Raw genomic sequence first — 14,554 nt, 5'->3', positions numbered from 1 at the left:
TCTTAAGCCATATGAAACCAAAATCTCATACGTTACTTTTATGTTACTAATGTAAGTTACTGCGAAGTTACCACTATTTTTTCAATGAAAGATACAAAAACGAACTATTATTAGTTACTTTGTGTAACAATTATAAAATACAATTTTAAATTATGAGTACATCATTATTTAAACCGTTTCAATACAAGAATCTAGAGCTTAAAAATAGAATCGTAATGGCTCCAATGACCAGAGCACAATCTGACAATGGAGTTCCTACACAGAACATAGCAGACTATTACGGAAGAAGAGCTGCTTCAGAAGTGGGGCTGATTCTTTCTGAAGGAACTGTTATCAACAGACCCGGGTCAAAGAATGTACAAAACATCCCGGATTTCTACGGAACAGAAGCTTTAAACGGCTGGAAAAACGTAATAGACACCGTACATCAGAATGGTGGTAAAATGGGACCGCAGATCTGGCATGTAGGAGATACAAGAATGTCTGAAGACTATCCTTTAGTTCCAATGGAAAAGGCTTCAACAATGACCATTGAGGATATTCAGGATACAATTGCACAGTTTGCAGCTTCTGCAAAATCCGCAAAGGATCTTGGTTTTGACTGTCTTGAAATTCATGGTGCACATGGGTATCTTATCGATCAGTTTTTCTGGGAAGTAACCAATACAAGAACAGATGAATACGGCGGGAAAACCTTAAAGGAAAGAAGCCGATTTGCTGTGGATGTAGTAAAAGCTATCAGAGCAGCGGTAGGAGAGGACTTTACCATTATTCTTCGTCTTTCGCAATGGAAACAGCAGGATTATAAGACTAGACTTGCCTTTACACCTAATGAAATGGAAGACTGGTTGTTGCCATTAAAAGAAGCCGGAGTAGATATTTTCCACTGTTCACAGCGTCGTTTTTGGGAGCCGGAATTTGAAGGTTCTGATTTAAACTTTGCAGGTTGGGCTAAGAAAATTACAGGCCAACCAACCATTACCGTGGGTTCTGTAGGTTTAAACGGAGATTTCTTAAATGCTTTTGCAGGCCAGGGAACAGAAAAAACAGACCTTACAGAGTTAATAAGAAGACTTGATAATGAGGAGTTTGATCTTGTTGCCGTAGGACGTGCTATTTTGCAGGATTATCAATGGGTAAAAAAGATCAAAGATGGAAACGTTGAGGAACTTTTAGACTTTTCAGCAGAAAGTATGAGCGTATTATTTTAATATGAATTGGGAAGAATGAGATAAGCTTTACGGGTAATTTTTTACAGCATAATTTATTCACTTGTAAAGCGAAATTAACGTTTCACCATTCATATTAATCAGCATAATTCACTTTATTTTATATTTAATTTTCACCTATTTATTAAAAACCGGTCTTCAGAATCTCTGAGGACCGGTTTTGTTATTTTAGAATCTACCTACATCCCAGTGCGGCTGGTTCGCAGGTCCAGTAAGCAGGAAAGCCATCCTCAGCTTTATGACGGCAGGCAATTTGTCCACCTTCGCAGGCAGGAGCATTTCCACCATTAATTTTTCTCAATTCTGATTTTGCTAGTTTCTTTAGATTTTTCATTTGTAATAATTTGTTGGTTGCTACAAATGTAATATTTTTTGATAATTAAGCAATATTTTTCGCTAATTAGTGAAATTATTTTAAATTTTATTTTAATCTATTTTTCCCTTTATTTGTAGAGTCATTATCTTGAAAGAAGTTTGCAGTGATGTCAGACAAATTTTAAGAATGAAAAAATTAAAAACTATGAGGAAAACCTTGTTGACAATAGGGATGTCATTATTCTTATTTTCTTATGATGGCCAACGAAAAGAAAAGCAACCATCTTTACCGCTGGAAAAAAAGGCAACTTCCGAGATTTCCGTAAAGACAATTGAGGGAGTATGGTCTTCAAGTTGTAAAGCAAGAAATCGGGTGTACATTTCATCAGTAATTACCAGTGCACAATTTACCGTATTGGAAAGATTCTCTATGAATGCTGATCTTAAAAAGATGGGAACTAATAAATATGAACTTTATTTCACCGATTTTCCTCCCATTATCCCTTTACCAAAAGAGATGAAAAATTGGGACAATATGGATAGGAAAAAACCAGTCGGGTACTTTGAAGTTATTGATGAATCCAGAATAAACTTAACATGGTTTGGTTTCTATTATAAAAAGACTGGAAAATATATTCAAACAGAAAATCCATTTAATCATAAAGAAAAAACGGTTCATCTTATCAAATGTCCGGATACAATTACATTATAAATACACAATTTTTAATCATTTAAATGAAGCCCATGAAATATTTCGTAAGCCTATCTTTTTCACTATTAACCTGCTTATTATCGTGTCAAAAAACAGAAAGGAAATCATCATTGACTCAAAATTCAAATCAGAAAGTAAAGGCGGATACTATAATCACTAGCTCTACAATATTGATGCTGAGCCCTGATGAAGCGGAAATTGCAGATATTAAGAAAAAACAGGGAGAAGACAATTTCTATACAATTGCTGATGATGCTAATTATTATTCTGCAGAAATAAATGAAGCAGCTCCCGATAAGATTATTTTTACAGATCATAAAATAATTGAGTTTCCAAAGGAGAAATATGTTTTTGATAAAAAAGAATCTCAGAATAAATGGTTGATCATTGATTATAAAGCAGGTTCTAAGCCTAAAATATATTCTCTGTCAGATTACTTTCTCCATCTGACAGGAAAATAATTTATAAGACATATTCATAAAAATAAACGCGCTTCCAAAATGTTGGAAGCGCGTTTTTAACAGATTTAAATATCTAAAACTGTCATCAAAAATGACAGAAGTGATTTCTTATAAACCAATATTCTTGGTTGGCTTTAATTGTTTAAGGATGCTCTTTGGAATTGCATTCTTATGAACCAAAATAGCCGTTGATTTGTACTCAACATATGGTTTTGTTACATAAAGATATCCTGCGAAGTCATTCGTTACTCCCCAAGAATTTTTTACCATATAATATTCTTTACCAGTTTGATCTTTTGCCAAACCTACAATGTGCATACCGTGGTCATCTGTTGTAGAAAGGTTGTTAAGAGCTTTCTGACGCATATCTTCAGTGATGGTTTTATCTTTTTTAGGCTCTGTAAACAAAGTCTGCTTATTTTCTGCATTAATCTGGTCCAGATCCATGTCAGGAACATATGCTACTCCATTTTTATATGAGAAATACGGCTCAGAAACGTCTGTTGCCCAACCAATAGAATATCCTTTGTTTACTGCGTTGTCAACAATTGCAGTTAGGTCCTTCATAGGAACGTTCCAATCAGAATCGTGGCTCCAGTTATCAGGAATTGGAACTACAAATTTCTGGTAGTATGGATAGTCTTTATAAGAAGATAATTCTACATAATCTTCAGGATTAACTCCCACTACTTCTTTAGCAAATGTTTTAGGAGTGTAATTTTTTCCTTCATAAGTGAAGTTAGCTGGTACTTTTCCTAAATATTCATCAAGAATAGCATCTACAGAATCCATCCAGTTGTCAGAAAGTTTTCCTTTAGAAGAAGCCTGAACAAGGCTGTCAAGAACAGGTTTTAATTTTCCCTGCATCTCCTTGAAGTTGTTGGTTGTTTGACCTGCTTTCAACCCTGAATACGCATCCTGAGGAACCGCACCATATTTTTTGTACATATTGATAACGTCGTGAAGTTCTCCACCGTCACCCCAACTGATAGCTCCATTATTTAAAACGTATAACTTCGCTTTATCATGATAAGAATTTCTTGCTGTAAAAATTTCAGCAAGATCCACAGGCTTTTTACCCATTCTCTGCATTTCAGATTCAAGGAATGAATTCCCGGAGTAACTCCAGCAAGTTCCTGATGAACCTTGGTTCTTTACAGAAGTTGCACCAACGTCTTTTAGTGTGGTGAACTGAAAATTAGCATTTTGTGAGTGGTTGTTTTTTAACTTATTGATTAAGTCATCTTGGGCAAACATCATACTTCCTGCAGACAAAACAAAAAGTAATGATGCAATTTTCGCATTTTTCATTACTATAAAAAGATTATTTCATTAATAGTCGTTACTAGTAGAGATTTGTTACAAGAGGAAAAGTTAAATTTGAAATTAAAAAAAGTTAAAAAATAAAAGTATTGACAGGCAAAATCTTATAGAAATTAGAAAGTAAAATTTATTTGTTCTTTTGTGATTTTACAATTTTATTTCAAAAAAAGTTCACTATGTTTCCAACCCCAACCAAAGTTCCTGCATCTTTACTACTATAACTCCTGACTATGGAACGAGAATTATTACTAGAATGCCAACGTAGCGACCGCAATGCACAGCGGAAAGTTTATGAGAAGATGGCAGGCAAGCTGTACTCAGTCTGCAGACGCTATTTAAAAAACGATGAAGATATAGAGGAAGTATTGGCCGATACATTTTACAAGATCTTTACAAAGATTGACCAGCTTCAGAATGCTGAAACCTTTGAACCTTGGGCAAAGAAAATTGCAGTTAATGAGTGTCTTCAGAAATTAAGAGCGAATAAAGCTCTTCATATTTCTCTGGATGAAAACTTTATGGGTGGTTCAGAAGGAACGGTAGAAAATATTTCTTTTGAAAAAGATATTCTAAATCTTCTAAATTTTCTTCCAGAGGGCTGTAGAGCTATATTTAATCTTTTTGCCATTGAAGGATATCCGCATAAGGAAATAGCTTCGATGCTTTCTATCAGTGAGGGAACATCAAAATCCCAGCTCAATTTTGCCCGAAAAAAACTACAGGAACTTTTGCTAAATCAACACATTTAAAACTTTTACAACAATGGAAAATAATCATATAGATCAAAAATTCAATGAAGCTTCTAAGCTTTCAGATGAGCCAACAGTTTTTCCTGGTTTTGATAAAGTTTGGGGGAAGATTGAAGAAAAACTGGATAAAAAAGAGGAGAAAAAGAGAATCATTCCTGTCTGGTTTCCGTACGGGATTGCAGCTAGCTTGATGATTGGTTTGGGTGCCTTTTACTTTCTGGACAAAAAAAATACTGTAGAGTCTGTAAAATCGGAAATATTAGAGCAGAGAAGCTTACAGGAATCTGTTGAAAGCAACCATATAGTATCAATAGACAGTATAACAAAAGAGAATATTCAAAAAGAAAAAGAGAAAAACAAGTCTAATTCTATTGTAGAGAAATTAGCGGTTAATGGTAATCCTGTTCCCATACCATTAAAAGCACCAAGTGCTCAATCTGTATTTCTACCGCCGCCTATTCAACACCATTTAGAAACTTCAGATAAGGCTATTGAAGAGGTTGTAATCACTGGATATGGGAGTAAAAAGAAAGAACCGATAAGTATTGCTTCTAGTGAGGTAAACATAGCAAAAGAACTAGGTGGGTATGTTGCAGGAATATCCATTTCTAGACCAGAAAAAGATGGAAATGTATGTATTAGGGGACTAAGCAGTATAAATGAAAGCAGTCGCAAACCTTTGGTTGTGGTGAATGGTTTACCTGTAAATCCAGAAGCTTTAAGTGTTATAAAACCGGAAAGGATTAAAGATATAAAAGTTCTTAAAAATGAAGAGGCATCAGCATTATTTGGAAGCAGAGCTGGCAATGGGGTAATTATTATAAGAACAAAACGTTTACGAGGAGCTGAAAAAGCAAAATTTGAAGAACTATCTTCAAAAAGTATCGAGGAATTACCAAAGAAACCCATAGAAAAAGAAAAAGAGTTCCCAAAAGCAGGGCTACTTACCGCTGGAGAGGTGAATGATTTTTCTAAATGGAACTATTGGAAAGATATAGCAGTACCAAGCCTTGATCAATATAAAAATATCTGGAAGTTTTTTGCTGACAGGAGAGTTTCTGTACAATTGGTAAATAAGGATAGAAAACCGGTTGTAGGAGAAAGAATAAAGCTATTGGATGATAAGAAAAATGTAATCTGGGAGGCTGTTTCAGATAATTTAGGAAATGCAGAATTATGGATCAATCCGATGACTAACGAAAATTCAGATTCCCAAAAGTATTATTTATCTGATGCCGCAGGCCAGATTTTAAATAACGATGTCACGGAGTTCAAAAACGAACAAAACCTGATTGTTATGAATAAATCATGTCTGGAAAAAAGGATATTGGATTTGGCTTTTGTAGTAGATGCAACAGGTTCTATGGGGGATGAGATTTCTTATTTACAATCTGAATTGTTGGATGTCTTAAGAAAAGTTGAAACTAATTTGAAAAATACAGAAGTAAGATATGGCTCTGTATTTTATAGAGATAAAGGAGATGAATATATTACCCGAAAATTTGACTTTTCTGATAAAGCAGAGAACTTAATAGAATTTATCAAGCAACAAAAAGCTGCTGGGGGAGGAGATACTCCGGAAGCTGTAGTAGAAGCAATGCAGGTTTCCATTGATGAATTGAAATGGAGCAGTACAAATTCCACCAAGATTATGTTCCTCATTTTGGATGCACCTCCACACCAGTCAGAAGAAAATGTCCGGAAATTATATAATAAAATAAAAGATGCTGCTAAAAAAGGGATTACCATTATTCCTTTGGCAGCAAGTGATACCGATAAGGAAACCGAATATTTAATGAGAAACTTTGCGTTACTCACAAACGGAACCTATACATTTCTGACGAACGATAGTGGAATAGGAAATAATCACATTAAACCTACTATTGACTCCTATGAAGTTGAAAAATTGAATGACTTGTTACTAAGATTAATCCTTCAAAGAGCCACTCTTCCGGAGTGTAGTAAAGGAATTTCCAATGAAAATATCAATAAAAAAATGGAAAAAGAAATAAGCAATCAGCTTGATTTCAAAACGGTAATTTTTCCGAATCCGACAAAGGGAATGATTAAAATAAAATCACCGAATGTGATTGATGAATTGTTTGTTTATGATCTTGCAGGGAAAATTATCATGAGAAAGGAAAGTTTAGAGGAAAGTAAAAATACTATTGATATGACTTCATATCCTGAGGGAATCTATTTGATTAGAATCCGGACTAATACCAGCTGGGAAACCTTTAAGATTATTAAAAAATAATAATAAATAAAGAAAAAGAAATTTCTCCGGGAATTTCTTTTTTACTTATTTTGAGAAACATTACCATGAAGATGAAAAAAAACTATTTATTGCTGTTGCCGTTTACGATTACGGCATTGCAGGCACAAAACTCGAATTTATATTATTCAGGAAAGTTTTTAAACCAAAAAAATAAAGCAGAGAACTTCCTAAAAGTTTATAATAAAAATAGTGGCGTCTACGAATTGACTGATGCTGAGGGATTTGCTATTATTGCAGCTAAACCCTATGATACTTTAGTATGGAATCAAGGTAAGAATACAGAAGTAGTTCCATCATATAGGTTGAACGAATTGAAAAATATTCTCAAAAATCAGGTAGACAATAAAAAGGTTGGAAATATTTATAGCAAGGCATACGACAGCCTCGTTTCAAATAAAGACCGTGACGAATTTAGTATAGATAATGCTAAAACAATTTTAAGCAAACATTCTGACAAAGATTTTAATGGCATAAGAAAACTGAAGCTAAGAAAAGATAGTACTTATACCCTGAAAAAACTAAGTCAATGGACACTAGTTGTGAATGGTAACTTTACTTCTTCTATGGATATTAAAAGTCATAATGCTTTTCCAGCAACCCAGCGCAGATACGTTCAAGGAAGATCAGAAAACGGCAACCTTGCCTGGAAAGGACCTGAAACAGGTGAAATGTTTAGTTTCGGACCGGATATTTCTACACTTGCATTTGACGGTCAGCCTTACAAGTATGATCAGAATGGAAAGCTAATTTCTTTGACTTACGGGCTTAAACAGGCAAAAGGATATAACAATAATCTGTTTAAAGTTATGGTTGGGAATAGCAATCAACTGAGCATAAATACCATCATTAAACGAGATTATGCCGAGAAGCTTAGGCTTACACTTGATCTTAGACAGCAAAAAAGTCAATTATATTTCATCGATCAGTTTAACCTGACTAATTCTTTTAAAACAAAACTTAAGACAAATTTTGGAGGCTATATGGTAGATTTTTCATTTAAATATGAAGAAAATAAGGCTACAAATACCAATAGAATTGGACTTTTCAACAGGATATATCAAAATTCATTACTGACTCCCATTTCGTTTTCAAACGGGCAGCAGATATTGCTAAATGATGGATCACAGAGGAGGTACAGTCAATATTCGGATAATCCATCTTTTCTTTCTATGCAGAATGATAAATACCGCTATCAAAATCGTCAAAGGCAGTTTGGTCTTAATGCTAATAAAAGCTGGGGAGATTTTAAGCTAGATATAATTCAATCCTATGAAAATAATTTTCTTTGGAATCTGGATCAATATCAGGCATCTACCTATGGTTTCATGGGAGGAATATCCAATGAAAGAACTCAGAATAATAGCTTGTATCACTCCAATATAAAGGCAAGCTATGAGTTTGGAAGCTATAGTTTTAATAATATGTTTAATCTTAATTTTATTCTAAATGATATAAAATCTGATGTTTACAATAGTTTTGTAAATAAAAAGTATATCTATCAAAGAACTTCTCAGGATTATATTTTTAATTATAATATGGAAATTCAGGATGGTGATTTTAGAGCTAATTTCAATCTTGGAAATTCATTTTACATTTCCAATACTTCAAATAGGAATAATTATTGGCTTCCAAAAGCTGCAGGTTATATAAGGTTTGATAATATTTTTAATTGGAGAAATTATGACTTTAAAGTTTCAGGAAGCTATATTCATCAGAGTACGGAACCTGAGGTTACAAAATCATATGCTTCCTATGGAACTACTTTGTTGAAAGCAGAAAATTATTATCAATATTTTCCAGTAAAGGAAGCTGAAAGTTTCAAAGGGCTATCTAACATCAATACAAAAGAATGGAAGATTGGAGGTAGACTAAACTTTGGGTATTATATGAGTCTTGAGGGTGAGTATTTCAATAAAAAAATCACAGATGATGTTTTTCCGGTATTTGAAAACAATCAATTGAAAATAAAAAATATGGCGGACCATACCTACAGTGGGTATGAATTCAACTTTGCATATGATCGACTGCGTCTAGGAAACTATTTTTTTATTACCAATAAAATTTCATTTTTTAAATATAATGATATTGTAAATCAGGTTACTTCTGGTTATAATAATAATGCAGTCTCTGGTTTTCAGGATATTTATAAAACCCTTACAGAGGGGCAGGTTTTGGGAGCTGTAATGGGAAGCTATTTTGAGAGAAACTCTGATGGACAATTGATTATTGATGATTCCGGTTTTCCTAAAAAAGCAGATGGTATGAAGATTATCGCAGATCCTAGTCCTGATTTTGTCATGAAGTTTAATCACAGTTTATCTTACAAAAATTTTTCACTGGATATCAATTGGGAGTGGAAAAAAGGAGGTGATCTTTGGAATGGGACACAGGCTGTTCTTGATTATTATGGCCGCTCTTATGATTCCGGAGAAGAAAGAAATATAAAAAATTATATTTTTCAAGGGATTCATGCTAATGGAAATACCAATCAAACTCCGGTAGATTATTATGATCCTCATCGAAGTGTTCAGGAAAACAAATGGTCTAGATATGGCTATTTGGGAGTGGCAGAAAACTATGTGCAAAAAGCGGATTATGTAAGGGTCAACAATATTTCCTTATCTGCCAATTTTCCTATCAATAATACCCAAAGGTCTTTGAAGCTAACATTGTATGTAGATAATATAGTGCTTTGGCAGGCCAATAAAGGAGTAGACCCTAATCAGAACTTCTATGATATGGATAATGGAAAAGGATTGGATTTTTTCAATCTGCCGTCCTTTAAAACATTTGGTTGCATTGTTTCATTTAAATTTTAACCTATGAATCTCAAATTTACATCATATATCATGTTGCTGAACCTTTTGCTTTCATCAGTGTTTTTGAAAGCTCAGCAATCATTTCAGGATTTTAAAAAAGAGAAAACCTATATTCAGACCAATCATGTATTCTATAAACCTGGTGAAGAAATGTACTTTAAAATATACGTGGTAAAAGGTACAGACAATCTTCCCGCAGAAGACAGCAAGATTGTTAATTTTGAAATCATTGATCCAGGAGGAAGTGTCCTGAAAAAAGCAAAGTATGAAGTTATCAACGGGTACGCGCAAGGGTATTTTTCTTTCACGGATGATATGAAAGGTGGAATTTACAAGATCAGGGCTTATACTAACTGGATGCAGAATGAAGACGGTAAAAATGCCTTTGAAAAAGAAATTACCCTACAGAAAATTGTATCGCCCAGAATTTTAATGAAGCTTGATTTTCCTAAAAAAGGATATGGTCCCGGTGATGAGGTGACAGCAGATTTTTCCATGAGAAGTTTGAGCAATCTGCCTATTCCTTTCTATGAGGCAGATTATATGGCGATGCATAATGGAGAAACCGTTTCAGAAAGAAAGATTGTCACAGATAAAGAAGGAAAATTTCTATTAAAGTTTAAACTTCCTAAGATTATAAAATCTTCAGATGCACTTCTGAATATTAAGGTCAATTTTGATGGGTTTACAGAATCTATTTCAAGAAATATACCTATTGTTTTGAATAATCTAAATGTGAAATTCATGCCTGAGGGAGGTCCCTTTATCAATGGAATAGAGCAGAACATAGCCTTTAAAGTTCTGGATGAATTTGAAAAACCGGTAGATGCTGTCTTGGGTATCTACAATCAGAATCATGAAAAAATAGAGGAGGTATCTGCTTATAATTTCGGAATGGGAAGTTTCCTTTTTACCCCTAAAAAAGGAGATAATTATTACGCAAAAGTAATAAGACCGGAAAACATAACTCAGGTTTATAATTTTCCTGTAGCTAAAAATGATGGTCTAACGTTAAACATCAAGGCAGAACATAATTTGCTTTTATTTAAAATAGCTTCTATCCAGGAAAAGAAAGTTGTTCTACAGGGAACTTTCCGCGGAAAAGAAGTTTACAGCAAAGAATTTACATTAAAAAACGGGATCAATTCATTTGAATTACAGGAAAAAGAACTTCCAATTGGAATTTGCAGATTTACTATACTGGAAAATAATATTCCTCTTGCAGAACGTGTTGTTTTTACCAATAAAAACCAACAAATGAATGTAAGGATAGTACCAATAAAGAAATTTTACCAGCCAAGGGAAAAAGTAATTCTGGATATTGAAACTACAGATGAAAACAATAAACCTTTGCCGGCAAACCTAGCAATCAGCGTGGTAGATGATAAGCTTTGGACATATGCTGATGATAAGCAAAATCATATCCTTTCTTGGCTGCTGATGGATTCCGAATTGAGAGGAAAGATTGAAAGACCACAGTTTTATTTTGACAAAAAAGAAGAAAAAGCAGATAAAAGTTTAGATCTTGTTATGTTAACCAACGGGTACAGATATTTTGAACCTATTCCTGAAGTCCTTAAAACAGGTAAATACAAATTTCTTCCTGAAAAAAAAGGAACAGTGTATGGAGTTGTAGAGGATGAAAATAAAAAGCCTGTAAAGGCCAATGTTTTTCTTGTAGAAACATCCCACGGAGAGATTCTTAAACAAACAACGGCCGAAAATGGTAAATTCTACTTCTCAGGCATGGGGGATAATGATTCATATAAAATAATAGCTAAATCTTTTCAGCCAAAGCATAAAATAAATATCAAAATTCTGTCTTATAATCTGGATATTAACCCTTTGGTTAAACAGAAGCTTAGCAATATAGATGTAGAAGAGATCATAAAAGAAGCTGAAATCAAGGAGAAACCAAAGGAGGTACTAACAAAAAATTCTACACAATTTAAGAAATCTGACTCTTCTTATTATAAGGATAGTGACAAAATGATTGAAGAAGTTGTTGTTGTAGGGTACGGTATGAATAAAAAAGCTACTATAGCATCTGTAAGCGTTGTCAAAAACTCTGAAATCAATGAACCTAATTTAGGATCTTTATTACAAGGGAAAGTAGCTGGTGTCACAATAACACCTACAGGAGGTGAACAGGCTGGAAATATTAGGATCAGAGGAATTGGTTCATTAACCAACAAAAGTCCATTGTATATTTTAGATGGAATACCAGTAGAAAATTTTAATACAATGATCAATCCCAGTGACATTAATAGTGTTACCGTATTAAAAGATGCTGCAGCCACATCCATCTACGGAAGCAGGGCTGCCAATGGTGTTATTATCATTAATTCTTTTATGAATAGTCTTACACAGATGAAATTAGATATCACTCCCAAGTCGTATTTTGCAATTATGGAAATACCAAGCAATAAGATTGCCGGCTATGAAACAAGTCGTCAATTTGCTTATCCTGAATATAAAACTACCAATACTTCTTACAGATTTGATTATAGAGAAGCCATTTACTGGAATCCGGTAGTAGAAACAGACAAAAATGGTAAAGCAAAAATTGAATTTTATAACTCCGATGCTAACACTACATTTAGAATCATTACAGAGGGAATTGCAGCATCCGGGCTTTTAGGAAGAGATGAAACTACGTATGCGGCACAAAGTCTTATTTCAATTGATGCTAAAATCCCACAATATCTTACAAGAACTGATGAAATCACCATTCCTGTTGTTATTAAAAACAATTCCCAGCAAACACGAACAATGACGATGGATGTTATTGTTCCCAACTATGTAAAACTGATGAAAGCCGATAGTTTGATTACTCTGAAACCCTTGGAGTCAGGAAGATTGTTCGTCAAAATGCAGACCGATGAAGTTGTGAATTCCAATATTCAGTTTACAGTAAGAGCAGGAGAATTCCGGGAAACCATGATTCTTCCATTGAAAGTAGAAGAAAAAGGCTTTCCACATTACTTTTCAAAAATCAATAATAATACTGAAGATATAAAGTTCAGCATTCCGGAATATATCAACGGTAGTTTCTATTCATCCTATTATGTATTTGAGAATTCTGCCCTGCAGATGTTTGAAGATCTGGAAAGATTGAAAAAAGAGCCATATGGCTGTTTTGAGCAGCTTTCGTCCACGGTTTATCCTAATATCTTTATTCTGGATTATTTAAAATCAAGCAAGAAAATTGATAGCTCTACAGAAAGTCTGGTAATTAGAAATCTTAAAAAAGGATTTCAAAAAATGCTGAGCTACAAAAATAAGGATGGTGGCATCGGATATTTCAATACTGCCGAATCAGACGTAAGTCTTTCCGCATTTGCTCTAATGGAGTTTACAGACCTGAAAAAGTATGTAGTTGTAGATCCAAAGCTTATTCAGGGACTTTCCTCGTTTATTTTGTCAAAGAAAAATGGGAACGGGCTTTTCGAAGTACGAAAGGAGTATGAGTCAAGAACCACTCCTTATTCTGAACGTTCTTGGTCCAGAAATATGTATGTTGTGTATGCATTGTCAAAGCTTGGCTTTAAAAATGAAATTGAAGATACTTATCAGGTGACGTTAAAAAGAGCTTTATCAACAAAGGACTCTTATCAATTGGCTTTATTGGCTAATGCTTCTGCTCACTTAGGGAAATCTAAAGAATACAGCGATTTAATGATAATTCTGAATAAACAATTTGAAGATGAAAATTTTAAAACAGAAACAACATTTACGGGTTCCGGTGGAATATCTGCCAATGCAGAAACCCTTTCTCTTTATATGATGGCACTCCAGAAAGATGAAAAGCTAAACCAACCGAGAATTATCGAAACCGCTGATAAGCTTTTGAGTAATAATGGACATTACGGATTTGGTTCCACTCAGGCAACTAGCTTAGCAATACAGACCCTATCCGAATTCTTTTCAAAAAATGAAAAACTTTATGGAAATGATAAGCCTATTATTAAAATAAATAATGTAGCTGTATCACCCAATATAAGTATTGCATCTGCTTATAAATCTGGTGAAAACCAGATGAGTATACATTATTATCCACAGAAAAAAGGGCTTCCTTACAAATTAGAATATGAATATTACACCTTACAGGCTCCTGCAAGTTCTGATATTCCCTTAGTATTGGAAACAAAGCTTAAATCTGAAAAGTCTATCGTGGGAGAGACAAACAGGATGACAGTGACTGTTAAAAACAAAATCAATGGTCAACTGCCAATGACGGTTGCGAAGATTGGTATTCCTGCAGGATTAACATTACAGAATGCTCTATTAAAGGACCTAATTGATAAAAAACAAATTTCTTATTATGAGATTTTTGACAATTATCTTGTGCTATATTGGGAACATTTTAATGCTGAAGAAACCAAAACCATTCATCTTGATTTAAAGGTAGAATTTGCAGGAACCTATACCGGAAAATCGAGTAATGTATACCTTTATTATATGCCGGAATCAAAATATTGGAATCAGGGAATAACCACGAAAATTGATCCATAAATAATATTCATTAATATAAGCAAAGCCATTTTACAACCTGTAAGATGGCTTTATTCTTTTTGTTGAATATATTGAAACCCTTTATTATAGGAGATTGAAAGATTAATTTTGGAAAGAGAATACATCATTTTAAATTAATTTTCAAAAATTATT

The 14,554-nt window shown here is 33.8% G+C and carries 9 protein-coding genes; 7 read left to right on the top strand and 2 right to left on the bottom strand.

Annotated features, from left to right (window positions below; genetic code table 11):
* Positions 1–152 precede the first annotated feature (152 nt).
* The gene (locus EG359_RS07220) at positions 153–1,211 is read left to right on the top strand and encodes an NADH:flavin oxidoreductase (RefSeq protein ID WP_084180313.1); all 1,059 of its coding nucleotides are present in this window, start codon (positions 153–155) and stop codon (positions 1,209–1,211) included.
* A gap of 193 nt (positions 1,212–1,404) precedes the next feature.
* Here the strand turns inward: EG359_RS07220 and EG359_RS22400 are convergent, their stop codons facing one another.
* Positions 1,405–1,563: a bacteriocin-like protein gene (locus EG359_RS22400; RefSeq protein ID WP_164463050.1), complete on the bottom strand. Its 159-nt coding sequence runs from the start codon at positions 1,561–1,563 to the stop codon at positions 1,405–1,407.
* A 168-nt stretch (positions 1,564–1,731) separates the two neighbouring features.
* Between EG359_RS22400 and EG359_RS07215 the strand changes: the two genes are divergently transcribed.
* Entirely contained in the window at positions 1,732–2,256 is a 525-nt protein-coding gene (locus EG359_RS07215) for a hypothetical protein (RefSeq protein WP_076352200.1), read from the top strand.
* Between the two features lie 32 nt (positions 2,257–2,288).
* Positions 2,289–2,717: a hypothetical protein gene (locus EG359_RS07210; protein ID WP_076352199.1), complete on the top strand. Its 429-nt coding sequence runs from the start codon at positions 2,289–2,291 to the stop codon at positions 2,715–2,717.
* 108 nt (positions 2,718–2,825) lie between these two features.
* On the opposite strand, the gene EG359_RS07205 is transcribed toward EG359_RS07210, so the two are convergent.
* Entirely contained in the window at positions 2,826–4,028 is a 1,203-nt protein-coding gene (locus EG359_RS07205) for a C1 family peptidase (RefSeq protein WP_076352198.1), read from the bottom strand.
* A 242-nt stretch (positions 4,029–4,270) separates the two neighbouring features.
* Here EG359_RS07205 and EG359_RS07200 point away from each other — a divergent pair, with 242 nt between their 5' ends.
* The 4 genes from EG359_RS07200 (at position 4,271) to EG359_RS07185 (ending at position 14,401) form a co-directional block, all read left to right on the top strand.
* Positions 4,271–4,789 (top strand): RNA polymerase sigma factor, encoded by a 519-nt coding sequence (locus EG359_RS07200; protein ID WP_076352197.1) that lies wholly within the window; start codon positions 4,271–4,273, stop codon positions 4,787–4,789.
* Between the two features lie 13 nt (positions 4,790–4,802).
* Positions 4,803–7,046, top strand: a complete 2,244-nt coding sequence (locus EG359_RS07195; protein ID WP_076352196.1) for a T9SS type A sorting domain-containing protein — start codon at positions 4,803–4,805, stop codon at positions 7,044–7,046.
* 71 nt (positions 7,047–7,117) lie between these two features.
* The gene (locus EG359_RS07190; RefSeq protein WP_123867300.1) at positions 7,118–9,886 is read left to right on the top strand and encodes a hypothetical protein; all 2,769 of its coding nucleotides are present in this window, start codon (positions 7,118–7,120) and stop codon (positions 9,884–9,886) included.
* A 3-nt stretch (positions 9,887–9,889) separates the two neighbouring features.
* Positions 9,890–14,401: a TonB-dependent receptor plug domain-containing protein gene (locus tag EG359_RS07185; protein ID WP_084180312.1), complete on the top strand. Its 4,512-nt coding sequence runs from the start codon at positions 9,890–9,892 to the stop codon at positions 14,399–14,401.
* The last annotated feature ends 153 nt before the right edge of the window (positions 14,402–14,554 follow it).

The organism is Chryseobacterium joostei (assembly GCF_003815775.1).
GTDB classification, from domain to species: domain Bacteria; phylum Bacteroidota; class Bacteroidia; order Flavobacteriales; family Weeksellaceae; genus Chryseobacterium; species Chryseobacterium joostei.
This window is presented reverse-complemented; position numbering and strand designations above follow the sequence as displayed.

Coding starts and splice junctions, on each gene's coding strand:
- EG359_RS07205 (WP_076352198.1), bottom strand. CDS start 4,028: ATGAAAAATGCGAAAATTGCATCATTACTTTTTGTTTTGTCTGCAGGA.
- EG359_RS07215 (WP_076352200.1), top strand. CDS start 1,732: ATGAAAAAATTAAAAACTATGAGGAAAACCTTGTTGACAATAGGGATG.
- EG359_RS07190 (WP_123867300.1), top strand. CDS start 7,118: ATGAAAAAAAACTATTTATTGCTGTTGCCGTTTACGATTACGGCATTG.
- EG359_RS07185 (WP_084180312.1), top strand. CDS start 9,890: ATGAATCTCAAATTTACATCATATATCATGTTGCTGAACCTTTTGCTT.
- EG359_RS22400 (WP_164463050.1), bottom strand. CDS start 1,563: ATGAAAAATCTAAAGAAACTAGCAAAATCAGAATTGAGAAAAATTAAT.
- EG359_RS07210 (WP_076352199.1), top strand. CDS start 2,289: ATGAAATATTTCGTAAGCCTATCTTTTTCACTATTAACCTGCTTATTA.
- EG359_RS07220 (WP_084180313.1), top strand. CDS start 153: ATGAGTACATCATTATTTAAACCGTTTCAATACAAGAATCTAGAGCTT.
- EG359_RS07195 (WP_076352196.1), top strand. CDS start 4,803: ATGGAAAATAATCATATAGATCAAAAATTCAATGAAGCTTCTAAGCTT.
- EG359_RS07200 (WP_076352197.1), top strand. CDS start 4,271: ATGGAACGAGAATTATTACTAGAATGCCAACGTAGCGACCGCAATGCA.